Annotated in this window: 19 protein-coding genes and 2 pseudogenes; 14 read left to right on the top strand and 7 right to left on the bottom strand. The window is 35.0% G+C overall.

What is annotated here, in order from left to right; translation table 11 throughout:
- The first annotated feature begins 240 nt into the window (after positions 1-240).
- From crtB to TERY_RS12850, 7 genes and pseudogenes are all read left to right on the top strand, one after another.
- Positions 241-1,134, top strand: a complete 894-nt coding sequence (gene crtB / locus TERY_RS12875; RefSeq protein WP_011612244.1) for a cyanoexosortase B — start codon at positions 241-243, stop codon at positions 1,132-1,134.
- A gap of 112 nt (positions 1,135-1,246) precedes the next feature.
- Complete coding sequence (locus tag TERY_RS12870) at positions 1,247-1,966, top strand: cyanoexosortase B system-associated protein (RefSeq protein ID WP_011612243.1); 720 nt, start codon at positions 1,247-1,249, stop codon at positions 1,964-1,966.
- 126 nt (positions 1,967-2,092) lie between these two features.
- The gene (locus tag TERY_RS12865; RefSeq protein ID WP_011612242.1) at positions 2,093-3,619 is read left to right on the top strand and encodes an SLBB domain-containing protein; all 1,527 of its coding nucleotides are present in this window, start codon (positions 2,093-2,095) and stop codon (positions 3,617-3,619) included.
- Between the two features lie 597 nt (positions 3,620-4,216).
- Positions 4,217-4,630, top strand: coding sequence for a Pepco domain-containing protein (locus tag TERY_RS12860; RefSeq protein ID WP_011612241.1), 414 nt, complete (start codon positions 4,217-4,219; stop codon positions 4,628-4,630).
- Positions 4,623-6,968: an SUMF1/EgtB/PvdO family nonheme iron enzyme gene (locus TERY_RS36915; protein WP_011612240.1), complete on the top strand. Its 2,346-nt coding sequence runs from the start codon at positions 4,623-4,625 to the stop codon at positions 6,966-6,968. Before TERY_RS12860 ends, TERY_RS36915 begins: the two co-directional genes overlap by 8 nt.
- 479 nt (positions 6,969-7,447) lie before the next feature.
- Positions 7,448-7,627: pseudogene (locus TERY_RS33055) on the top strand (hypothetical protein); the annotation flags it as partial.
- Positions 7,628-7,852: 225 nt separating this feature from the next.
- Entirely contained in the window at positions 7,853-10,048 is a 2,196-nt protein-coding gene (locus TERY_RS12850; protein WP_011612239.1) for an AAA family ATPase, read from the top strand.
- A 325-nt stretch (positions 10,049-10,373) separates the two neighbouring features.
- Here the strand turns inward: TERY_RS12850 and psbV2 are convergent, their stop codons facing one another.
- From psbV2 to TERY_RS12820, 6 genes are all read right to left on the bottom strand, one after another.
- The gene (gene psbV2 / locus TERY_RS12845) at positions 10,374-10,871 is read right to left on the bottom strand and encodes a photosystem II cytochrome PsbV2 (protein ID WP_011612238.1); all 498 of its coding nucleotides are present in this window, start codon (positions 10,869-10,871) and stop codon (positions 10,374-10,376) included.
- Positions 10,872-11,138: 267 nt separating this feature from the next.
- The gene (gene psbV, locus TERY_RS12840; RefSeq protein WP_011612237.1) at positions 11,139-11,624 is read right to left on the bottom strand and encodes a photosystem II cytochrome c-550; all 486 of its coding nucleotides are present in this window, start codon (positions 11,622-11,624) and stop codon (positions 11,139-11,141) included.
- A gap of 174 nt (positions 11,625-11,798) precedes the next feature.
- Complete coding sequence (locus TERY_RS12835) at positions 11,799-11,984, bottom strand: hypothetical protein (protein WP_011612236.1); 186 nt, start codon at positions 11,982-11,984, stop codon at positions 11,799-11,801.
- Between the two features lie 345 nt (positions 11,985-12,329).
- Complete coding sequence (accD, locus tag TERY_RS12830; protein WP_011612235.1) at positions 12,330-13,310, bottom strand: acetyl-CoA carboxylase, carboxyltransferase subunit beta; 981 nt, start codon at positions 13,308-13,310, stop codon at positions 12,330-12,332.
- Between the two features lie 329 nt (positions 13,311-13,639).
- A complete protein-coding gene (locus TERY_RS12825; protein ID WP_011612234.1) occupies positions 13,640-14,461 on the bottom strand; it encodes a prepilin peptidase in 822 nt (273 codons plus the stop codon).
- 388 nt (positions 14,462-14,849) lie between these two features.
- Complete coding sequence (locus TERY_RS12820; protein ID WP_011612233.1) at positions 14,850-15,110, bottom strand: hypothetical protein; 261 nt, start codon at positions 15,108-15,110, stop codon at positions 14,850-14,852.
- Positions 15,111-15,768: 658 nt separating this feature from the next.
- On the opposite strand from TERY_RS12820, the gene TERY_RS35065 reads away from it, so the two are divergent.
- The 4 genes and pseudogenes from TERY_RS35065 (at position 15,769) to uvrB (ending at position 19,158) form a co-directional block, all read left to right on the top strand.
- Positions 15,769-15,963, top strand: coding sequence for a chromate transporter (locus tag TERY_RS35065; protein ID WP_196797018.1), 195 nt, complete (start codon positions 15,769-15,771; stop codon positions 15,961-15,963).
- A gap of 44 nt (positions 15,964-16,007) precedes the next feature.
- Positions 16,008-16,229 carry a chromate transporter gene (locus TERY_RS35060; RefSeq protein WP_196797017.1) on the top strand — a complete coding sequence of 74 codons (222 nt, stop codon included), beginning with the start codon at positions 16,008-16,010 and terminating at the stop codon, positions 16,227-16,229.
- 381 nt (positions 16,230-16,610) lie between these two features.
- Positions 16,611-16,958, top strand: a pseudogene (locus TERY_RS36910) (chromate transporter).
- Positions 16,959-17,157: 199 nt separating this feature from the next.
- The gene (uvrB, locus tag TERY_RS12810) at positions 17,158-19,158 is read left to right on the top strand and encodes an excinuclease ABC subunit UvrB (RefSeq protein WP_044137500.1); all 2,001 of its coding nucleotides are present in this window, start codon (positions 17,158-17,160) and stop codon (positions 19,156-19,158) included.
- A 422-nt stretch (positions 19,159-19,580) separates the two neighbouring features.
- Here uvrB and TERY_RS12805 read toward each other — a convergent pair whose 3' ends face one another.
- Positions 19,581-20,450, bottom strand: coding sequence for a hypothetical protein (locus TERY_RS12805; protein WP_011612230.1), 870 nt, complete (start codon positions 20,448-20,450; stop codon positions 19,581-19,583).
- 684 nt (positions 20,451-21,134) lie between these two features.
- Here TERY_RS12805 and TERY_RS12800 point away from each other — a divergent pair.
- The 3 genes from TERY_RS12800 to chrA all read left to right on the top strand — a co-directional run bounded on the left by TERY_RS12800 (position 21,135) and on the right by chrA (position 24,132).
- Positions 21,135-21,509 (top strand): hypothetical protein, encoded by a 375-nt coding sequence (locus TERY_RS12800; RefSeq protein WP_011612229.1) that lies wholly within the window; start codon positions 21,135-21,137, stop codon positions 21,507-21,509.
- A 33-nt stretch (positions 21,510-21,542) separates the two neighbouring features.
- Complete coding sequence (locus tag TERY_RS12795) at positions 21,543-22,577, top strand: sulfotransferase (protein ID WP_011612228.1); 1,035 nt, start codon at positions 21,543-21,545, stop codon at positions 22,575-22,577.
- A 304-nt stretch (positions 22,578-22,881) separates the two neighbouring features.
- On the top strand, positions 22,882-24,132 hold the full coding sequence (gene chrA, locus TERY_RS12790) for a chromate efflux transporter (protein WP_011612227.1): 1,251 nt from the start codon (positions 22,882-22,884) through the stop codon (positions 24,130-24,132).
- Positions 24,133-24,297 lie beyond the last annotated feature (165 nt).

Genomic DNA, 24,297 nt, shown 5'->3' with positions numbered 1-24,297 from the left:
CAAGCGCTTAATAATTGGTATTATAGAGGAAGTAATCAGATATCTTTGTCCTTTGCTGTCCTCTATAATTATTTTGCCAAAAATCCTAATACTCTCATTTTGTGAGCTTTTAGACTAACTGGCACTTTTTTCGATATCAGAAGAATAAAGTCCTGATCTATAACTATCAAAATAATTACTAATTAAATCCTAAAGACAGATTTTGAACTTTTGAAATAGTAAACAATAAAACTAAAAAATATGTCAACTCGTCAAAAATTTATTATTGCTCTTGAACAAAACTTACTGACAGTAGCGATCGCTGTCTTAATATTTTTGATGTATGCTCCTCTGATCATGTATTGGTACGATGGATGGCTAAATAAAAGTATTAGTGTAGAACATGAATATTTTAGTCATGGAATAATAGGCTTACCTTTTGCTGGTTATATTGCTTGGACTAATAGGCAAAAATGGCAAAATTTAGCTAATGTTTTTCATCCCTTGGGAGCAGTATTATTAGGAATTGCAGGAGTTTGGTATATCAGTGCTATTCCAGACTTGATCAACTTATCTTTGATCATAATGTTGGTAGGAATTTGCCTTTGGTTTAAAGGAATGCCTGGATTGAAATTAATGGGTATGCCATTACTATTTATTTTGCTTGCTAGTCCTAATAGTATTCCCTATTTAATTGAGCCTTATGCTTTACCTCTACAAAAGTTTATTGCTGGAATTGCTGGGTTTATTTTGATTCAGTTGCAGATGAACGTTACTATTGATCAAATATATTTATATGTCGGTGGTAAAATTGTTGAGGTTGCACCCCATTGTGTAGGTTTAAAAATGTTATTTACTAGTCTCTATTTTTCTTTAATGTTACTTTATTGGAATGGAGCGATAGGGAGTCGTATTCAGACTACTTTTTTACTGGTTAGTGCAGTATTACTTAGTGTCAGTGCAAATATTTTCAGAAATACTGTACTAACAATTTTTCATGGTACAGGTCAGGATGAAGCTTTTCATTGGTTACATGATGGATGGGGTGGTGATATGTATTCTGCTGGTATTTTGGTTTTATTAATTATAATTATGAAATGGGTAGATAATTATCTCATAAGCTCACTTGATTTTCCCAATAAATCTGATATATAGATAGGGTTATTTATTAAATTAGAAGTATTTATTTATTTATTTATTTCTTGATGAGATTTAATTTAACTAGATTTAATATCAAAATTATCACCAAATATCAGAGGTTTTTATTATGCTTTATCCTTTCAATAAATTACAAAAACATCAATTTCCACAAGTGATCTTAGTACTATTTCTGCTAATTATTTTAGTAGTAGGAACTTTGCCTGGTTATATAGCAGGAAAATGGTCATGGGAAAATACAGCCTCTATACCTTATTTAAAAAGTTTAAGACAAATAAGAAAAGACGGATTAACTATTTCTGGTTTGCCAATAATATATCGTCAACAATTGATAATTTCTAATCATAAATGGTTACTGCAAAAAGTTAAAAATGATACTAGAGAAATAGTTTTTTTACTGTTAACTCCTAATGGACCAGAAGACAAGCCTCAAGTAGAATGGATGGATATAAGTGGGCTTAATCGTTGGAAAATAGATTCCCAAAAGACTGTTAAATTTACTTTGAAAACAGTAGAAGATGATAATGGAACTACAGAGATAAAAAAACAATATCCTAATATAAAGGCTAGATTCTTTCGAGGTTGGACAAGTGAACAAACTTATGCAATTATGCAGTGGTATGCTTGGCCTGGAGGAGGAAGTCCAGAACCTAGGGATTGGTTTTGGGCTGATAGATTCGCTATGGCTTCTAAAAAGCGCATGCCTTGGGTAGCAGTAAGTATTATATTTCCTATCGAACCTCTAACAGATATAGATCCCTATCTCCCAGAGCTCATTTCTATTGGGCAAAAAACTCAAGCGTCACTGATAAAAAACGCATTCAAATAATCCTTAAATATCAAAATTACAATTAGATTAAGTTACTCTAACTTTTCACATATCACATAGTTAAAATCAATGAATAGTTACTTATTGTAATAAGAAAATTGCATCAAACAAAACTAGTTAAAAATTATGATTAATGACTATTATCGAAAGTTAATTTATTTATTTTTAGCAAACTTTTATTCTAGTACTATAACCATTACTTTAGCTGGATTAATTTTTCCCAAAATTGCTTATGGGCAACTTCAATTACCTAATAATTCTCAACCAAATATTTCACAAAATAATAATAATATAAAATATCCATCTATAGGCTCTCCGCCTTTAGATCCTAATTTCGACTCGGATCCAAATTTACGACTCAGACGTTATTTGCTCGGACCTGGAGATCAACTTTCAATTCAAGTTCAAAGATTTCCTGATTTAAATGTAACAATAGCTATAGGTCCTGAAGGTACAATTCAAATGCCTCTGATCGGAACTGTGCTATTGCAAAATTTAACTATATCAGAGGCGATCGCAAAAATTACTTCTGGCCTCAGTCAATTTATCATTGATGCAGAAGTATCAATATCTTTGGTTGTACAACGTCCGGTCCGAGTCACTATAGCTGGAGAAATTACAAGACCTGGTTATTATCCAGTAGGAGGAAATTATCAAATTTCAGATGCTCTCTCGGCAGCAGGTGGAACAACTTTTACAGCAGACCTACGGAATATAGAGGTGCGTCGGACTTTAGCTGATGGCTCTATAGTTAGTCAGATAGTAAATATTTTAACTCCACTACAGGAAGGTGGTCCTCCTCCTAATTTACGCTTAGAAGATGGGGATGTAGTCATTATACCTTCTCTCAAGTCTATTAAACCTGAAGAGAAAGACAGAGAACTACTCACTAACTATAGTCAGGCAGGGGCTTTAACTACTGGTATTATTACTGTAAATGGAGAAGTGACTCGACCTGGTTATTACCCTGCAAGTCAGGTATCTTCTGCTTTGTTCGCTGCTGGTGGCGCTTCTCTAACTGCGGATCTGCGCAGAATTTTAGTTCGGCGGACTTTAGGTGATGGTAGTGTGATCGAGGAAATAATTGATTTATATACTCCTTTGCAAAATTCTACTGACTTGCCTAATATTCCTTTAAAGGATGGGGATGCTATCATTGTGCCTCCACTAGAACCAGGATCAGATTTTGGTTATAACCGGGAGTTAGTTGCTAAGTCAACTTTGAGTCAACAACAAATTACTGTTCGTATTTTTAGTCATCCTAATGATACTTTGGCTACTACTAATCTTCCAAATGGTAGCAAATTAATAGATATTCTCAATGGTATAGCGGTAGACTCAGCACATTTGGAGGCAATTAATTTAATTAGATTTGATAAGGAAAAAAGCAAAATAATTAGGCGAGAACTGAATGGTAAAAAAGCGATATTTGGGGATAGTTCTCAAAATATTTTACTTCAGAATGAGGATATAGTTGTGATTGACCGTACTTGGATTAATCAAATTAATTATTTATTTGAAAAATATACACTTCCTGTCAGAAGTTCCCTGGAATTGTTGCTGTTTTTCCGTTCTTTACAACAGGATGCCTCTAATTTATTTTTAGGTGGTGGTGGAAATAATCGTAGAAATAATAATCGTAGAAGGAATTAATTAAGAATTAATTTTTAGCAATAAGTAAAGAAGGAAATTAATAAATTATGTTTTCAGTATTTACACAAAATTATTTACCTAAAAATTTGGTTTAAAGGCTCTCTTTTTTTTTGGAACTTTGTACTTAACTTGAAAAAACGGCGAGGTATTCAACTGTTCTCAAAATAAGCGGCTACCTATTTGTGGTGTTTGCAGTTTGAAAATTAGAATTATGGGGTTCCATGGAGTAATGCTTGTGGTTACAGTAGTTTTGATCTCGGTAGAACACAGTGAGACAACCTGATGTAAGTTCCCTATATGCAAGGTTCCTAAAAGGTTTTGGTGATGGCGATGCAGTTCATCAATTTGAAAGGGGCTTTAGGAATTTTTCTAAATAATAAGTACCAGAACACATACAGCATATTTCAGGTTGATCAGGTACCCTCACGGCGACAACAAGCTCCCCTCCCAAAAATAGTTGCGGTGGGTTAAGCTCTCTTCCGAGGAAAAGTTACTTTTTAGGGATTGATGAAAACTTAACCTATGCTAAAATTATTTATAATGTCGGTCTTCTTTTGAGGCGGATAGATAAAAAGTAGTTAAGGAGAAATAACTTTTATGTCAGACACAATTAGAATTATTACTTATGGTGATGCTAATATTCCTGATACTAATCAAAATAGTCAGAAAGATGGAGCTAAAAGCCTTGATACTTTTATTCCACCTACTCCTAAATTTTCTCATAGCAATTCTTCTAAATTATCAGATAAAAGTAAAGTTCAAAATGTTGGAGAATTTGAAGTTAAAGTAGATACTCTAGAATCAGAAATGAGTCATTTAATTGACGTTGTTGAGCGGTTATTAACTAGGGCTGAAAAACAAACTCGTAATGAAATTGCTTTGGATGAAATTGAGCTTTCAGTTGAAGTAAATGGAGAAGGAAAAATTAGTATTTTAGGAAATGGGGCCCAAGCTGGTGGGAAAGGTGCTATTAAGCTGAAGTTTAAACGACAGCAGAGAAAGGATGACTAATAAAGCAATTACTATAGGTGTTCAGAAATATCAGTTTTTTTCTCCTCTGAAATATGCAGCTAATGATGCTGAAAAGATGAGGAATTTTTTGCTGGAAGAAGCAGGTTTTGATGAGGTTCTTTACTACTCAGATTATTCTCCAGAGATTAATGGTGATTATACTCGCCCAACTCGTTCTAATTTAGAATTCTTGTTAGAAAATCAGTTTAAAGAACCATTTATGGGTATTGGTGATAATTTTTGGTTTTTTTTTAGTGGTCATGGTCTTAGAGAGAATGGTATTGATTATCTCATTCCTGTTGATGGTTATAAAAATGTTCAAAAAAGTGGAATTTCTGTTAATTATATTATTCAACAACTTCAAAAATGTGGAGCCGATAATGTAGTTTTGATATTGGATGCTTGTAGAGATGAGGGTGATGCAAGAAGGGGAGGTAAAGGAATAGGAGAACAAACAGAACTGGAAGCTATTGAAAAGGGAGTAATTACTATTTTTTCTTGTAGTCCTAATGAATATTCTTGGGAATTAGAAGAATTTCAACAAGGAGCTTTTACTTATGCATTATTAGAAGGGTTAGGTAGTAAAGGTCAAAAAGCAACTGTAGAAAAACTGAATGATTACCTAAAATATAGGGTGAAAGAATTATCTCAAGATAAGGGAAAACAAACTCCTCGTATTACTATTGATCCTCTGGAAAAATCTCATTTAATTTTGATGCCAAAGTATGCAACTTTAGCTGATATTGCAACTTTAAAACTTGATGCATTTAGGGCACAAAGCAAAAGAGAATTTGGAAAGGCTAAGTCTCTTTGGAGAATGGTACTTAATGCGGCTCAAGGTCCTGATGAAGATGCAATAGAAGCTCTGAATGAGATAGCTATTCAGGAAAAATTGGGAGATTTTAGTCAGTTTCCATTTAGTCCAAAACCAGAGAATTTTGAGAATTTACCTACTTCAGAAACTCAACCACCAAAGTCAACAGAATTATTAGAAAGTTTAAATATTCAAACTCCATCAAAACCACAAGGAAAGCCACAAGGAAAGCCACAAGGAAGGTCGAAACCAAAGTCGGAACCAAAGCCAAAAGCAAAAACTCCAACTAGATCTATACCTAAAACCCAACTCCCAGGCAAAAAAACCAGAAGGCAAATATTGATATTAGGAGGTCTAGCCGGAAGCGGGTTTGTGGGGACGGTTTTAACTCAAATATTTTTCAAGGAACCATCTACAGAAAATATTTCTAGTTCTGACCAAGAAGCACTTTTAGAACCAGCAGATATTTCTACTCCACCACAACAAAAAACTGTTACCCAGGAGTTTACCACTGTTAAACTGAACAACACAGGAGAAATAATAAGCCGCATATTTTTGATATTAGGAGGTTTAGCCGGAAGCGGGTTTGTGGGGACGGTTTTAACTCAAAGATTTCTCAAGGAACCATCTACAGAAAATATTTCTACTTCTGACCAAGAAGCACTTTTAGAACCAGCAGATATTTCTACTCCACCACAACAAAAAACTGTTACCCAGGAGTTTACCACTGTTAAACTGAACAACACAGGAAAAATAATAAGCCGCACTAAAGGTAAAGCAGAAGTAATGACAGAAAACCTGGGTAATAGAGTTTCTCTAGAAATGGTAAAAATTCCCGGAGGTAGGTTTTTGATGGGGTCTCCAGAGACGGAAGCAGGAAGACGTGATAACGAAGATCCGCAACATTATGTAGATGTGCCGGAATTTTTCATGGGAAAGTATGTAGTTACTCAAGCACAATGGCAAGCAGTTATGGGAAATAACCCTGCTAAGTTTAAAGGTGCAAGTCGTCCTGTGGAAAGAGTAAGTTGGAATGACGCGATAAAATTTTGTCAGAAACTCTCACAAATAACAGGAAGAAAATATAGTTTGCCCAGTGAGAGTCAATGGGAATATGCTTGTCGAGCCGGAACAACAACACCATTTTATTTTGGAGAGACTATAACACCTGAGTTAGTTAACTATGATGGCAACTACACTTACGGTAATGCGCCAAAAGGAATATATAGAAAAGAAACAACAGATGTGGGAATTTTTCCACCCAATAGTTTTGGTTTGTACGATATGCACGGGAATGTTTGGGAATGGTGTGCTGATGAATGGCATGATAACTATGATGGTGCGCCTACAGATGGCAGTGTTTGGCTAAATGGAAATAAAGCTCGATCACCGCTGCGGGGCGGTTCTTGGAGCAACAATCCTCTTTTTTGCCGTTCTGCGGTTCGCCTCTACTATAATAGGCGCGACGACCACAGCCTCACTTTTGGTTTTCGTCTTGTCTGCGATGGCGGGAGAACTCTTTAACCCTTTTCTCTTTTCCCCTTTTGCCCTTTGCCCTGTTTTTCTTTTTCCTTTATTGTCCCGCTTTAGGGGGTCGAAATTTTTTTTTAAAACTGATGTAGCATATTTAATACATTACTCAAGAATGCTAGGCAGAATATCAATCAAATTGCAGTATAATAAGGACCTAGACAAATAACCTTGAAAACAGAATATTTATAGGCTTTCTGGTATTCATCCTCACCGTCAGGACGTGCCAGTCGGTAAATTCTGTGTAAATGCCAATTTTATCCTCTTGCTGATAGCCACAGAGCCTCCTGCCTTACCTCCTCCAAAGTGGAATTATTCAACAGGAGATGATATAAAAATTAGGCGATCGCCATAGCTAAACAATGAAAAATAGAGAATTGAGTTAGTTGACAACTTACGTTATCAAGTGATATAATAAACTAGTTGTCTTTAATAATAATGTAGTAAAATTCGTCAAACCTAGAGAAGCTGGTGAAATATTAGGAGTCAACGTCCGCACTTTAGTTAGATGGGAAAAAAGTGGAGAAATAAACCCCATTAAAACACCATCAGAACAAAGTCGCCATGATATCAAACCTAATAGTAGGATATCTATAAACCGCCATCTGAATGTAAGTATCAACTTAAGAAATGGAGTCAGGAAAAACCCGTGAATAGCTGTGGATGAGTAACCACCGACGGCATCAGCAGCAGCAAGAAGTCAACATCAACTAGTCAGGCTATGTAGCGTTTTGTCTAAGTTTGATAAAGCAGCCCTCAAGTAAAGTCCTTTTATTCCGTTTATTATGTAAACACATTCTTTTTTTCACCTTTAGCATAACAAACAGTCTCCAAAAACTCAGTTGTAATATATTCTATTTATCAATAAAAATTGGATTATGGCTATACCTATTGTTAAACGTTATTTAATTGTTTTAGAACTATACAAGTGGGTCGGAGTCGCAACTTTTGCACTAGCATTAGGTGTTTCAGGAATAGTTGCTATGCGGCCAGTTCCTAAAGCAAAACATACAATTGCAGGTAAACTGATAAATATTCGTCCTGCAGTATTATTTTCTGAGACTGGTACTAAAATTCAAGAACAAGCTGCCGCAGTTACTACAGAGAGGTTGCTAAATGATGAAGTTAGAAAAGTAGTAGCAGAAAAATTTTTGGTAGACCCAAAAATACTGAAATTACGACAGAAAAAAGGTATATACACAATATCTTATCAAGATACAGACAAGGCAAAAGCCCTAGAAATAGTAAATATGCTGATGGCAGAAATAGTCAAGCAAAGCCGAAAAATTAATACTACTTATCAAAGAGCTATTATTGAAGAAGTCAATAAGCGCTTGCCTGCAGCCATTGAAGAATTGAGAAACACTCAACAAGAACTACAGAAATTTGAGAGAGAAGAAGAAGCTTTGTTGATAACATCAAGAGCAGGTGCTTTACCAGGAGAGATAGCAGGTAACCGACAACAACAAACTCAGATGAAATTACAGTTAGAAGGGGTGGAAGCTCAAATTAATAGTTTAGAAGAACAGTTAGGGTTAACTGCAGATCAAGCTTATGTAGCCCGGGCACTAGCAGCAGATCCAATTATAGCAAATCTCCGAGTAGAGTTGTATCAAGTAGAAAATGAGTTAGATAAATTATTATTAGATTTTACAGAAAAGTATCCACCCGTAGTTGAGTTGCGTAGGCGAAAACAAGTTGCAGAACAACAACTACAACAACGTGCCGCAGAAGTTTTAGGAGGTAATGGTATTGCAGCACCATTGAGACAAGTAGAGCAAATTAGAGTTGATGCTTCTTTAGACCCTACAAGACAACAGTTAGCAGAAACTCTAATTGCTTTAAAAGCTCAAAAAGAGCAGTTACAACGACAATTACAGACAACAATTGAAACTGAGCAAAAATTACAATTAGAGTATAGAAATATTCCTAATAAGCAATTAGAACTGACTCAGTTGCAAGAAAAAGTTGCTCTGAAAAAGTCTCGTCTTGATCAGATGCGATCTACCTTAGAAGATGCTGAGGTAGCAGAGGCAGAGATAACTAGCAGTTTAACGGTTTCTGAGGAAGCTTATGTTAGTAAGCTAGGTAAGACAGGAGAAATAGCAATGCCTTTAATGATGGTAGGAGGAGGAATTGCAGGTATAGTTCTTGGTGGAGGTTTAATTTTTATCTTGGGAATGCTTTCTGGTAAGTTCTATTATTGGGAAGAAATTAAAATAGTTTTAAAAGAAAAAGAGGTGCCCTTATTGGGAGTATTGCCTGATGTGATAAATTTTGACCCAGATATGAAGTTAGAGAAAATGCCTTTGTTAATAGAGCGTAATTCACCAGAACTAGAATTCTATGAAAAGTTGCGGACAAACTTGTCTCTTCAGGGAAGTCAAGCTCCAAAAGTTGTGCTTTTGAGTAGTGGAGTTAAAGGAGAAGGGAAAACATTTTGTGCTTATAATTTAGCGATCGCTGCGGCACGAGCAGGTAAACGAACACTTCTCATTGAAACCGACTTAAGGTCACCATCAAAAGCTGAGTCCCTCAAAATTTTTCCTGATCCAGATAGCTGTGTTGAACCACTCCGTTATTATGGGGATATTAATAGTTGTATTAGACAAGTATTAGAGGTAGAAAACCTTTATATTATACCTAGCCCTGCTGTTGTCAAACAACCAGGAAGAATAATAGAATCTAGTGAAATGCAAAAGTTACTTTCAGACTCCCGACATCGTTTTGATTTTGTCATTCTAGATACTTCTTGTCTGAACCAGAATAATGACGCTTTTATTCTGGAGCCATATACTGATGGAATGATTATTATAACTCGACCATATTATACTACATCAGGTATACTGACAGAAATTATAGAACAGCTAACAAATGACGAAGAAGATGAAGAAAGTACATCTGGGCCAAAATTTTTAGGAGTTATTGTTAACGGAGCAGATATTTCTGCAAGTTTTCAAGTTAAACCACTGGATGATTTGGATATATCTAATTCCCAGCTTTCTGACCCACCTGCACCCCGTATCGGAGCATCTACAGCAACAGAAGTGACACAGGTTCAGAGCCGATATTAATATTATACATCACAGCATTTATCTAAGTGATTTTCTTCTTGTTTGAATTGTGACTACAGTTGACAGCAGCTCAAGGGTTTAAAGAAAAAAGACGACAGCATTTTTAAAATTGATGAACCAGATCATCATCAGCCAAAACCAGTAGGGAGGTTATATGCAAAATTCCTACTGGAGTATACCGCGCAGGAAAATTGCTCTGATGTACCTTCACCCCAGACCAGAAAAAAGTTGAGGAAGGATCAAAATATAGGGACAGGAGTTAATGTTTCTGCTATGCAATTTCAGTGAAGTCACAACACTCCCACTGTAAAGGCCAGGGAGTATATCAGCGAACATTTTCTACTCCCCAATAAGGAGCTTTCTGTGCAGCCCTTAAAATAAATGCCGCTATATTTTCTACTTCCTGTTGAGACATCCAATTTTCAGTAATTTGACGACAGAAAAGTGTATAACTACTACCGTCATATATCATCGGGTCTCTCAAGAAAGCAACTAAGTTATTCAGATCATCTCTTGGAGGTGTTGCTCCCTTAAGTTTTTCCAAGGATAGAGATACTGAAGGATTAACTAAATTTGCCCCCCCTACATGACAATTTAGACAATTTTTAGCAAAAGTTTGTTTACCCTCAGATAAATCTTCAGCAGAAAAATTCTTTAGCTCACCTTGCTTATTTAATTTAATTCCTACTGGTATTTCTGCATCTAAATACCTTTTGACATATGAATCTACAGCAGCTTGAACTGGTTGAGTATCAAAAATTATTACCTGAACAATAATTAATATTGTTAGTACAAAACGAATCAGTAATGATTTATTCAACATGATACTTTAATTACTTTGGTAACTAGGTAGGTAGTTTTAATTGTTCTAAAAATTGATGAATTCAAAACAGTGAGAAACAGTTTATAAATTGCTTCTAGTTTCTTTTTGAAATTTTTTGTAAAAACGTAAATTTTATGCCTACCTATTTATAAATATTAAACATCAATAACTGATTTTAGATTAGGGTTTAATTAACAGAAAACTTTATCTCCCATCAAAAAAACAATAATCTAAAATCATTAATCAATATTTTCAACAAAAAGAATATTAGCGGAAGATTTTACCGCCTCCCCACTGTTTACCTAGAACTTTAGGTTGTACAAGAATGTAACCGGCGATCGCATATAGATCATCCTCAGTGAGATTTCTCATTTCTGGGTAAATATCAGCACTCTTGATACTTGGGTGAAATTCAGATATCTCAATAAACCCATCATAAGTAGTAGGGTTTTGCATATAGTCTATCAGACCTTCTATGTTATCTCGTGCTGGATAGGCCAATGCTAAAGTTTCTGGGTCTAAAGAAACATCAGGATTTGTTTTGGTAATTCCTCCTACATGACACTGAGAACAAACATTAGTAAATTCCCTTTTGCCTTGTGTGTATTCTTTAATAGTAAGTACAACTTCTTTGTCCTCATTCAGAGGTAAAGTACGAACATTATCATCTAATTTGGCAGCAGTGGCACTGTTGATGAACGTTGTAAATGTCAGCAATACTATAAAAACCACAGATATGAAAAATTTTTTCAAGTTTCTTCTCCTTAAAACTGGCAAGTTAGTTAATCAACCAATACAAGTATGTTGATTACTAGAAATATTTATGCAGGAACCAAAAGTTACAAAACTTTAGGTTTGTTTAACTTTTCTCTAATTTTTATTTATCGGTCTTCAGGTGTCAATTAGTCAAGTACTTAATAACTTTTATTAGGAATCAGACTTTTGTTGTTGAGCTAGTAAATGAGACATAATTGCTTTGGCATCCTCTAAGGCCAAACGAGTTTGAGAATGTTTATAAGAAATCCTCATTTGGTCACACAGACGAAGTACCTCATTTACATGGACATTAAAGTCTTCCGCTATTTCTTGGATTGATATATCTGCAAAACCCATAATATTTTGTTAATTTATATTTTAATTTAATTTAGATAAAGCTAATAAAAAAATTTTTGACAACAGTTCTCAGGGGGGTTATTGGGACTGACAAGTAAAAAATAAACTTAATTATAGACAGACAAAGGACCATATCTCCCAAAAGCATAAGTCCTTGGAAAAGCAAAGGTTTTAGATAGTTTTAGATAATAGACAGAATGATTTGGCCCAGACTAAGATTTGCTGAGTTCTGCTGCCTTCTCCAGGCATTTTTTCTCTCAGAAAATTTGTCAGTACCATAAGGACATTTTTCATGTTCTCGGGCCAATTCACCCCTTTTTACTTCAGCCATCAAAAACTGAGAATTTAACCCTGAGGTGTGGGTTGAATTTTATTATCAGTTGTTGATAAATTATGTGACTCTGCCTGAAAGGGTAAATGACAGTGTGGTCCAGTTTCTAATGATTCATCGGAAATTAAGGTAAGAGAATGAGGTTTATGCAAGCGAATTAACTTAACTAGAGTTTTCTTTAACTGGGTACGAGGTACAATGGCATCTATAAAACCATGTTTCAATAGATACTCAGAAGTCTGAAAGTTTTCGGGTAGCTTTTCACGAACTGTTTGTTCAATCACCCGCCGTCCAGCAAAACCTATTGTGGCTTTTGGTTCAGCGATAATAATATCTCCAAGCATGGCAAAACTTGCAGTTACACCACCTGTAGTCGGATGAGTTAAAATTGGAATATATAGCTGTTTAGCTTCTCTATGCTGTTCTAGAGCACCAGAGATCTTGGCCATTTGCATCAGACTTAAAAGACCTTCTTGCATTCTGGCTCCACCAGAAGCACAAATAATTATTACAGGTAAACTTTCTTGAGTGGCCTTTTCGATTAATCTGGTCAGTTTTTCTCCCACAACTGAACCCATACTTCCTCCCATAAATCCAAAGTCCATAACTCCCAAGGCCACAGGTTCAGTTTCAATATTGCCGATACCTGTCTGTACAGCATCTGGAAGCCCAGTTTTTCTTTGATATTCAAGGAGTCGATCACTGTATGGTTTGCGATCGCTAAATTTTAAAGGGTCTGTTGCTCTGAGTTCTGGGTCAATTGGCACCCAGGTGTTAAAATCTATTAATTGCTGAATTCGCTGTTCACTAGATACTCGTATATGGTGTGTGCATTCTGGGCAAACCATTTGATTTGCTTGTAGGTCTTTTGTGTAAGTCAGAGTACCACAAGCTTCACATTTGATCCAAAGTCCATCAGCAATTTCTCGCTCAGGTCTCTGTTGAGGGTCCTGAGATGATTTCCGTCGATTTGCAAACCAATCAAATAGAGACATTAAAATATTTTTGAGTTAATTATTTTGTGATTATACTTTTGCTAAAGCTCACCATTATACTTTTATTAAAATAAGTTTTCAGGCAAAAAATCTTTAGTTCTACAAGTTAAGGTTAGAGCAATATAAGAAAATTCTGGATGAGTACATTGATGACATACTTTGTTATGCCATTAAAATTCTATATCCTAATTTCTGTTCATGGACTATAAATTCAAGTAATCTATGTAATATTGTAAAATTTAGTTTGATAATTTTGGTGTATTTTTATATAAAAAACTGTGGCCAAACTCCCTAATCTCTAAAAATCAAGATTAGAACTCAGGGAAAAATTAGAACCCAGGAAAAAAAAGATTAAGGTAAGTAGATAGTATATTATCACCCCAGATAACGGTTAAACCAGCCCCCATTGCTAAAAATGGTCCAAAAGGTATTGGTTGTCGTCGATCTAGTAAACGTAAGGCGATCGCTCCTCCACCAACAAGTGCTCCCATAGCACAGGCCAGAAAACAAGTTAATAATAAATATTTCCAGCCCAACCAAGCTCCTATCATCGCTGCTAGTTTGGCATCTCCTCCACCCATAACTGTTTGCCCAAAAGCTATGGAACCAAATATAGATATTAAGTCAAAAAGCCATAGACCAACTACCGCTCCAATAATACCTATTATCAAATAATTTACTAGATTATTTACTTGAAAATTTTCTTCAAATGTGGTAAGCATTTGAAAAAACAAACCTACAATTAACCCTGATTGAGTTAAAGGATTAGGCAGAGTCATAGTGTCCAAGTCAATCATAGACAAAGCCAGTAACCAACTAAAAAAAAACCAGTAGCCTAGGGTAGAGATAGTAATTCCAAATTTCCCAAAAACAACTAAAAATAGTAAGGCTGTAATTAATTCTACTATTGGATAGCGAATAGAAATAGGGCTATGACAATGACCACAACGTCCGCGCAACCGTAGCCAACCAAATATAGGGATATTTTCTGTAGCTTTTAATCTACTATGACATTTGGGACATCGAGATGGAGGCCACAGAATAGATAATCCTGCAGGTATCCGATAAATGACAACGTTGAGAAAGCTACCAATAGATGCGCCTAGGGGAAATACAATTAGAGTTAGAGGCCACATTATAAGTAAATCCATATAATTATCAAAAGTTCAAAGTGACATTCCTAGCTTTTGAGGTTACTTCCTTCTAATCTTTTCTCATTACTTCTGGCATAATTAATTTTACAGTCAAGTGAAGATTTGTTAACTTAATTAGTGTATCGTGCCAATTGCTCATGAGCCTATACCTGATGGCTTAAAAGAAAAAAGTTTGACCAATACTCCAATAAACCCATCACCAAATTATTCTATCTACCACTACTATCTAGGGCTACTAATATTCTTATATCCTGAAATAGGAATAACTTTGAGATTTTCTGGGGGTTCGTAGATGGAGTTTGATCATCCCTTTAAGAGTCGAAATTTTCACTGTTTAAGGAGCCAAGTTCTATATGGCGGAGAGTATAAAATCAAAACTAATTTATCAATAAATTTTTGATTCAATCAACTCTAAAGGGACAAAAAATTCCCCTGGTAATAAAATTGGCTTTTGGGAGAATATTAGACCAGCTCGATAACTAATGAGACTAATGGCCACACCTTGAGGAAGTCTAACTTGGCTAGGATGGGTCTCGAGATAAGTGCGATAGAGCAATTTTGCTAATTTTTGTAGGTATGGAGTCAGTAATAGGGCAATATTTGAACCTACATACTTTACTGGTCTTTTTTGTGTAGTGTTTACCACAAGAAACTCTAATAGATATTTTATAGATGTATTTGCTACTGTGAACTACCCCAGCAGAAGTCAGGATAAATCCTATTATTGAGGGTATGCAATTCCTTTGACCTAAGTAAACTCTAACGTTTTACATTTGCTCAGTCCTTTAAAAGGATAACTCTGATACTTATGAAGGTTAAATTACTTCCCACGGGGATACCGTGTGAGGACCTAGTCCCAGATTTCAGACATTAGCAAGTGCTGTCTTTCGGTGCATGGCCTCAAATAAGTCAAGGGAAGCTTATAACTACAGCATCATCTAGTATTCTATTGTCTAATGTCTCTAAACCTATTATCAAGAAAAATTCTAATCAATATCTGAGTAAGGCAACAAAAAAAGAAATCAAAATTTTTGAAAGTTAGGAGAATTTAGAACGTTTAGTCACGAAGAAATTGCTTAGTTTAATTTACAAAATGAAAAAACTAAAGCTCTAGTCAGAGATATTATGGATGTCAAAGATAAAAAACGACGAGAACAATAATTATTTTTACTGAAAGCTATTAAATATCACTGATCAATAGATAATAAAATCTATGATCAGGATGTTTATAAAATGGGCAGAATGATTGATACTTCAACCCCAAATGATGCTAAATCAAAGTTAAAGAAAGAAAGTTTTCTATTTTGGGCATTTTTGAAAATTGTTTGAAAATTGGGAGTACATCTTTTGGGGGCTTTCTGGCACTGGTTTCAGTGTGTGAAAGTATAATTGTTCGACAATATAAGCTACTATCTCATGAAGAAATACTTGATGGTATCTCTCTGGCAACAATTCTTCCCGGACCGGTTGCGGTAAATGTTGTCGCTTACATAAGTTAAAAATTTGAGGAATTAGAGGAGCATTTGCCAGCACTACTGGAGTATTGCTACCCACCTATATTCTCGTTGTCAGCTTTACGGCTTTTTACTTTCAAGTAGGTGAAATTTCTGCCATTAGTAAAGCTTTTGCTGGATTTATTCCAGCTATGGTTGCCATTATATTAGTAGCTATATGGGGACTGAGTAAAAAAACAATTAGAACACTTAAAAATTGGCAGTCTATTTCAATTGCCGTTGCCGCCTTCATCATTCTCAAGTTTGTATAAGGATTTTACACAACTTTGCTTATTGTACTAGGGTCTGGAATTTTTGGTTACCTTTTATATTATGATACTACTGCTAGTGAACTATCTACTAGTAATATCTCTAATTCTACCACTTCTCCATTAATCTCAAAGACAAAATTAGTTCTTTCTTTCTTTGTTCTCTCAGCGTTCTTGGTTTTGTATTTAGTTCCACTTCCTTTTTTGGAAAATACTAGTCTAGCTAAACTTTTTATGGTTTTTTCAGGGATGAGCCTAACTTTGTTTGGTGGTGGTTATGTTTTCATTCCTATGATTCAATAGACTGTTATCAATACTTATGGATGGGTAACCCAAACATAATTTGCCAGTGCGATCGCTTTAAGTCAAATAACACCTGGTCCCATGCTCATTAGTGCGGCTTTCATTGGTTATGCTGTCAAGGGAATACTAGGTTCTTTGGTTACAACTATTGGTATGTTTTTACCCCCCGCAATGTTGATGATGACTTGTTCTGACTTACTATAACAGATTAAGAATTTATCTACAATTCAGGCCGCATTAAAAGGCGTTCGTTCTGCTGTAATTGGTATAATTTTTACTACAGCATTTATTTTATTACAAGGTGTTGAAATTCATTTGGTCTCAGCTTTAATTTTAATCGGTGGGTTGTTTGCTCTCTTACGCTTCAAAGTTGATGTTATTCTGATAATTCCCATCGCAGGAATTTTGGGAATACTACTTTATCCATAAATATACCTAAAAATGTTGACATTAAACGAACATGGGGGGGATAAATGTAAGTGCGACTCGCTGGAGTTGCAGTTGAGTGAAATATCCGCGCTTTCAGGCTAGAAAGTGGGTCAATGTGCGATTTTTTTTCCTTCTTTTCATCCTAATTTGACGAATTCAAGATACCATGAAGAATGGTACAATTAATTTTAAAATAATCATGAAAAAATTTTGTTTGCAAGCTCCCTTTCAACCTACTGGTGACCAACCTCAAGCGATCGCTCAGTTAACTACCAATATTCAAGCTGGGCATAATTTTCAAACCTTACTTGGAGCTACTGGTACAGGTAAGACATTTTCTATAGCTTCTGTCATAGAAAATGTTGGTAGACCGACGTTAGTTTTGGCTCATAACAAAACATTGGCTGCTCAATTATGTAATGAATTAAGGGATTTTTTTCCTGATAATTCTGTGGAATATTTTATTAGTTATTATGACTATTATCAACCGGAGGCTTATATTCCGGTAACGGATACATATATAGAAAAAACAGCTTCTATTAATGATGAAATTGATATGTTGCGTCACTCAGCAACTAGGTCACTTTTTGAACGTCGAGATGTAATTGTGGTAGCTTCTATTAGTTGTATTTACGGTTTAGGAATTCCGTCAGAATATTTAAAAGCAGCTATTTCTTTACAAGTGGGAGAAGAAATTAATCAACGACAAATTTTGAGAGATTTAGCAACAGTTCAATATACTAGAAATGATTTGAATTTAGGTCGAGGAAAATTTAGAGTTAAGGGTGATGTTTTGGAAATCGGACCTGCTTATGAGGATAGAATTATTCGGGTAGAATTTTTTGGAGATGAAATAGATGCTATTCGTTATATTGACCCTGTAACTGGAAATATTCTCCAAAGTTTAGAGTCTTTAAATGTATATCCGGCGCGTCACTTTGTTACTCCTGAAGAAAGATTAGAAATTGCTTGTAATGATATTGAAGTAGAATTAGATGAGAGATTAAAAGAATTAGAAAAAGCCGGAAAGTTGTTAGAAGCTCAACGTTTAGAACAGCGTTCCAGATACGATATAGAAATGTTACGGGAGGTGGGATATTGCAATGGAGTGGAAAATTATTCTCGGCATTTAGTGGGTAGAAAAGCAGGGGAACCGCCGGAATGTTTGATTGATTATTTTCCGAAAGATTGGTTATTAGTTATTGATGAATCTCATGTGACTGTTCCCCAAATTCGAGGAATGTATAATGGAGACCAAGCTAGGAAAAAAGTTTTAGTTGAACATGGGTTTCGTTTGCCTAGTGCTACGGATAATAGACCTTTAAAATCTGAGGAATTTTGGGAAAAGGTTAATCAATGTATTTTGGTTTCTGCTACTCCTGGAAATTGGGAAATAGAAAAATCTGAGGATAGAATTGTTGAGCAAATTATTCGTCCGACTGGTGTTGTTGATCCGAAAATTTTTGTGCGTCCGACTGAAGGTCAAATTGATGATTTATTGGGTGAAATTAGGGAACGGGTTAAGCTGGAAGAGAGGGTTTTAATTACGACTTTAACTAAGCGGATGGCTGAAGATTTGACTGAATATTTAGAGGATCAAAGTGTTAAGGTTCGTTATTTGCATTCGGAGATTAATTCTATTAAGAGAATTGAGATTTTACAGGGGTTGAGAGAGGGAGAGTTTGATGTGTTAATTGGGGTGAATTTATTACGGGAAGGTTTGGATTTGCCGGAGGTTTCTTTGGTGGCTATTTTAGATGCGGATAAGGAGGGATTTTTACGGGCGGAACGTTCTTTAATTCAGACTATTGGTAGGGCGGCGCGTCATATCCGAGGTCAGGCTATTTTATATGCTGATAATTTGACGGATAGTATGATTAAGGCTATTGATGAAACTGAAAGAAGGCGAGGTATTCAGTTGGCATATAATAAGATGAATAATATTACGCCACGGCCTGTTGTGAAAAAACAAAGTAATGCTATTTTGGCGTTTTTGGATGTGTCGCGCCGTTTAAATTCTCAACAGTTGGAAGAGGTTTATGAACAGGTGGATAATTTGTCTTTGGATGATGTTCCGGAGTGGATTAAAAAGTTAGAAAGTCAGATGAAGGAAGCGGCGAAAAATTTGGAGTTTGAAGAGGCGGCTAAGTTACGCGATCGCATTAAACATTTGCGGGATAAGTTAGTCGGTAATTCTTGAAATTTATCAAAAAAAAAGTTTGCTTGCTCAAAATAATTGGGTCTAAAGCCTCATTTTTGAAGGCTAAATATTATTAGGTTAGGGTTTGCTAAAAAAGTCTTTTTCAGAAGTAGGAGACTCATCCTTAACATCTCCCAGTAGGAGAAGTAAGGAGGTTTCGCTACGGGAGATGAAACCCATTTTTTTTATGCAATTTCCCTACAGAAAAACAGGAAATTAATAGAGGAGGTAGTGGGATATATTTTTCCCTTTATTTTTCTGCCTAGGAAGAGCTCAAAAAGTTAGTATTTTGGGCTCTTAGGACCGAAAAATAGACGTTTTTTTAAGTCTAAAAATACTAAAGCCTTTATAGATCAATATTTTTGCATTGACAGGGCTTTTCAAATTGATGAACTACATCATACAGTAGGTTCTAATGGTTGTTAATTTTGCTTAGGTTGAGGTGGTGTTTCAGGGCTGAGAATAAGGATATATTTTCCATCTTCGCTCTGTTGAATGACTAAAACTGGAGGGCGAGCATTTGGTTGTGAGTTTTTTGGTATTGAGGGAAATATATAATATTGACTGTTTCCATCAAATAATAGTCGCCACACTACTTTGGGAATGTTGTCGTCGCTTTTGTTGTTATAGTCTCTTTGTATTAGCTGTTCATATAGTTCAATGTCTCCGATCGCTCGAAAATTACTTCTGTTAGGATCGTCTGTGAGATCGAAAATATTTCTGCCTAATGGTAGTGTATCTTTTGGAGCTATTAAGGTAACTACTGGTAATAATGATGTTTCGTTGCGGGCGTCTCGAATAGCATCAACTTTTCCCTGACTTTGACCGAGGAAAAATAAGGCTGTTAATAACCAGGTTACTATGACAATTTCACTTATTAAAGCTTTGCCTTTTTTTTGGCGATTATTTTTAGGAAAATATAGGGGTAGTTGCAGAAAGGGAGAGATTTTATCGTATTTACTTTTGAGGCTTAATTTTAATAGTTTTAAACGGATTTTATCTAGAATTTTGCTTAATTCTTCTTTGGCAAATCTAATGCTTTGGAAACTTATTTGAACAATTATAAAAGTCGCGATCGCTATTTTTATACTGCGCAGAATAGTGGAAAAGTCTCCTATGGATATGTTGCCTAAAAATACTTGTATTGGTGCTATTAAAAATGATTCAAAAGGTAAATCTAGGGTGGTGACTTCTAGTTGAAAATAACCAAAGTAAGTCCAACGATAAATCCAACCTGTAAAATATAAACCTATTCCTAAAAAGCTTAATAAACTGGCAATTTTTCCTAACATAATTGTAAATATAAATTCTGTTTTGACTTAGGTATATACTATAGGAATTTGACTATTTAGATGAATAAAAATTAAGTGGAAATTATCTATCAAATCAATATAATGATTGAATAGATTAGTAAGAGATAATTGTTCATTTTTCATAGTCTATCTTCTTGAGTTAATAAATCACCATATTTATTGATTCCTTCTTCGGCAAGTTGACGATCTTCTTCGGCAAATTCTTGATAAAGTTGGGCTAATTTTTCTGTTTCTAGGTTTAGTTTAATTAACTTTTCTCTAAATTTTTAGAAGGGCGATAAATTTAACAACTTGGTTAAGTTGCTCTTCATTTAATTGGTTGAATTGTTGATTTATTTTTTCTTTGGTGTTCATAGTTTTAGTTAGATTATGGTAAGTATTTCGTTATTTATATGCTTTCAACTTTCATATTTTTGGCATTTTATTTCAAGATAAACTATTTAAAAACTGACTCCGTGTAATAATCAAAATATCTTGAAAAGGATGCAATTATAATAAGCATTTTCACCCTTTTAAAGCATTCAAATATCTATTATAGCAATTTGAGCATTTGGTTGTGAAAGATTTATGAATAAAAATTAAGTGGAAATAATCTATAAAATCAATGTAATTATTGATTAGATTAGTAATAGATAATCTTTTTATTAAAGCAGGAAAATAAAAATGACTAGAATTACAATTATTTTTTTGGTGGCCTGCCTAACTTTGATGGCCCGAGAGACAAGAGAAGCGATCGCTAATCCTAAATCTATTGTCCAAGCTGAAGCTAAACCAACTGTGAAACCTATTCCTGTTTCTTTGCCTCGTAATGGGACTGTGTTACTTAACAGTGGTGATAGTCGATCGGGTAGTGTAATAGATGTAAATTCTGAATATATTACCGTTAAAAAAGGTAGAAGTCGTCGTCGAGAAGCGATCGCTAATGTTAAAGAGATTAGGTTTTATGGAGACCTTTGGTGGCCGGCTTCTGATGGGATAATAGTTATTCGTGGGGATGATGTAGACAAAATAGGGAAGATTCGACGTTTTGAAGAATGATAGGATTATATCTAGACTTATTGGTTTAAAAATATGACATCAAAACTGCCTATAATAATGATTGGTACACAAAGATCAGGCTCGAATTTATTGAGACTTATCTTAAATGAAATAAGTATCATTGCGGCACCTCATCCTCCTCATATAATACAAAGGTTAATGCCCCTACTCTTTACCTATGGTGATTTATCAGTTAGTAAAAACTTTAAACAGCTTGTTAATGATACTTGTCAATTAATCAAATTAAACCCTGTTCCCTGGGAAAGGATCAAGTTTGACCGAAATAATATTTTGTCTCGTTGTATGGAAAATACATTAGTTGCCGTTTTCTCAAGTGTTTATGATATTTATGCTGAAGCTTGGGATGCCAAAATTTGGTGTTGCAAAAGCCTAGCTAATGTTCACTATTTTCCTCAAATCAATGCTTATCTTCCTAATGCCAAATACTTATATCTTTACAGAGATGGCCGAGACGTAGCAGTTTCTTTCAAGGAAGCAGTAGTCGGACAAAAGCATTTTTTTCATATTGCTCAACAGTGGAGAAAAGACCAACATGCAGCTTTAAAGATCAAAAAGCAACTTAGAGGTGAACAATTTTTTAGTTTGAGTTATGAAGATCTGATTAATTCGCCTGAACTAAGTCTATATAATTTATGTGGGTTTCTAGAGCTAGAATTTAGCCCGACAATGTTGGATTTCTATAATTCAAGGGAAGCTAGTAATACATCATCATCTAGTACTCTATGGTCTAATGTATCTAAACCTATTATCAAGAAAAATTCTAATAAATTTCTGAGTAAAGCAACAAAAGAAGAAGTCAAAATTTTTGAAAGTGTTGCAGGGGATGTTCTAGACTCTCTTGGATATGAGCGAAATCAAACAAATATGGGAGAATTTAGAACCTTTAGTCAGGAAGAAATTGCCCAGTTTGATCTACAAAATGAAAAAGCTAAAGCTCAAGTCAGAGATATGATAGATGTCAAAGATAAAAAACGACGAGAACAACAATTATCTTTACTAGAGGCCATTAAATCTCGCTGCTCGCTGATCGATAGTAAAACCTATTAGCTGGACTTTGAGATTTTTTACACCGAAAATGGCTCCAAACCCAGTCTTAGCAAGGGAAATACCTGAAAGAACTAAAAATAGCTAAAAACGTAGGTATATCAAGAAAACGGTTGATTCAAGGTAAAAACATGATTGTATAGTAGTACAAAAAGACGTTAGGACACTTTTAACTTCTTTCATGTATTAAAAAATATTGTTAAGGAATCTAAAAATGTCCTAACCTTAGCACGTAGCGCTATATAAGGTTTTAAGATTATTTTCAATCTATTTTTTTCAAAAGTCCAGTTAGAAGGAGGTTTGTAAAATGGGCGACATGACTGATACTTCAATCCCAAATGATGCTAAATCAAAGTTAAAGAAAGAAAGTTTCCTATTTTGGGCATTTTTGAAAATTGGGAGTACGGCTTTTGGGGGCTTTATGGCACTAGTTTCAGTGTGTGAAAGTATGATTGTTCAACAACATAAGCTACTATCTCATGAAGAAATGCTTGATGGTATTTCTCTAGCAACAGTTCTTCCCGGACCGGTTGCTGTAAATGTTGTTGCTTACATAGGTTATAAAATTCGAGGGATTAGAGGAGCGTTTGCTAGCACTACTGGAGTATTGCTACCAACTTATCTTCTCGTTGTCAGCTTTACGGCTTTTTACTTTCGAGTAGGTGAAATTTCTGCCATTAGTAAAGCTTTTGCTGGATTTATCCCAGCTATGGTTGCCATTATATTAGTAGCTATATGGCGACTGAGCAAAAAAACAATTAGAACACTTAAAAATTGGAAGTCTATTTCAATTGCTGTTGCTGCCTTTATTATTCTCAAGTTTGTAGGTGGATTTTACACAACTTTACTTATTGTACTAGGGTCTGGAATTTTTGGTTACCTTTTATATTATGATGCTACTGCTAGTGAACTATCTACTAGTAATATCTCTAGTCCTATCACTTCTCCATTAATCTCAAAGACAAAATTGCTTCTTTCTTCCTTTGTTCTCTCAGCATTCTTGGTTTTGTATTTAGTTCCACTTCCTTTTTTGGAAAATACTAGTCTAGCTAAACTTTTTATCGTTTTTTCAGGGATGAGCCTAACTTTGTTTGGCAGTGGTTATGTTTTCATTCCTATGATTCAAGAGATTGTTGTCAATAATTATGGATGGGTTACCCAAACAGAATTTGCGAGTGCGATCGCTTTAAGTCAAATAACACCTGGTCCAATCCTCATTAGTGCAGCTTTCATTGGTTATGCCGTCAAGGGAATACTAGGTTCTTTGGTTGCAACTATTGGTATCTTTTTCCCCCCCGCAATGTTGATGATTACTTGTTCCGACTTACTAGAACAGATTAAGAATTCGTCTACAATTCAGACCGCATTAAAAGGCGTTCGTCCTGCTGTAATTGGTATGATTTTTGCTGCAGCATTGATTTTATTACAAGGTGTGAAAATTCATTGGGTCTCAGCTTTAATTTTAATGGGTGGGTTGTTTGCTATCTTACGCTTCAAAGTTGATGTGATTTTGGTAATTCCCGTTGCAGGAATCTTGGGAATACTACTTTATCCATAAATGTACCTCAAATTGATTCCTTCTTTGGCAAGTTGACGATCTTATTCTGCAAACGCCATATGTAGGAGCGAATGGCATTCGTCCTAACGCTGGTGTAGTGCCAGTGGGTAAGTCCTGATTAATTATTTAATTATTTATTTTGAGAAAATCAGAAAATGAAACGAA

This window comes from Trichodesmium erythraeum IMS101 (assembly GCF_000014265.1).
Classification (GTDB): Bacteria; Cyanobacteriota; Cyanobacteriia; order Cyanobacteriales; family Microcoleaceae; genus Trichodesmium; species Trichodesmium erythraeum.
Note: the sequence above shows the minus strand (reverse complement) of the source record. Positions and strands in the feature narration are given on the sequence as shown.

Bases quoted from the DNA above. Each gene is read 5' to 3' on its own strand.
- TERY_RS12865 (WP_011612242.1), top strand. From the start codon at position 2,093: ATGATTAATGACTATTATCGAAAGTTAATTTATTTATTTTTAGCAAAC.
- TERY_RS12800 (WP_011612229.1), top strand. From the start codon at position 21,135: ATGACTAGAATTACAATTATTTTTTTGGTGGCCTGCCTAACTTTGATG.
- TERY_RS12870 (WP_011612243.1), top strand. From the start codon at position 1,247: ATGCTTTATCCTTTCAATAAATTACAAAAACATCAATTTCCACAAGTG.
- TERY_RS12795 (WP_011612228.1), top strand. From the start codon at position 21,543: ATGACATCAAAACTGCCTATAATAATGATTGGTACACAAAGATCAGGC.
- uvrB (WP_044137500.1), top strand. From the start codon at position 17,158: ATGAAAAAATTTTGTTTGCAAGCTCCCTTTCAACCTACTGGTGACCAA.
- TERY_RS12825 (WP_011612234.1), bottom strand. From the start codon at position 14,461: ATGGATTTACTTATAATGTGGCCTCTAACTCTAATTGTATTTCCCCTA.
- TERY_RS36915 (WP_011612240.1), top strand. From the start codon at position 4,623: ATGACTAATAAAGCAATTACTATAGGTGTTCAGAAATATCAGTTTTTT.
- accD (WP_011612235.1), bottom strand. From the start codon at position 13,310: ATGTCTCTATTTGATTGGTTTGCAAATCGACGGAAATCATCTCAGGAC.
- TERY_RS12860 (WP_011612241.1), top strand. From the start codon at position 4,217: ATGTCAGACACAATTAGAATTATTACTTATGGTGATGCTAATATTCCT.
- chrA (WP_011612227.1), top strand. From the start codon at position 22,882: ATGGGCGACATGACTGATACTTCAATCCCAAATGATGCTAAATCAAAG.
- psbV2 (WP_011612238.1), bottom strand. From the start codon at position 10,871: ATGTTGAATAAATCATTACTGATTCGTTTTGTACTAACAATATTAATT.
- crtB (WP_011612244.1), top strand. From the start codon at position 241: ATGTCAACTCGTCAAAAATTTATTATTGCTCTTGAACAAAACTTACTG.
- TERY_RS12835 (WP_011612236.1), bottom strand. From the start codon at position 11,984: ATGGGTTTTGCAGATATATCAATCCAAGAAATAGCGGAAGACTTTAAT.
- TERY_RS12850 (WP_011612239.1), top strand. From the start codon at position 7,853: ATGGCTATACCTATTGTTAAACGTTATTTAATTGTTTTAGAACTATAC.
- TERY_RS12805 (WP_011612230.1), bottom strand. From the start codon at position 20,450: ATGTTAGGAAAAATTGCCAGTTTATTAAGCTTTTTAGGAATAGGTTTA.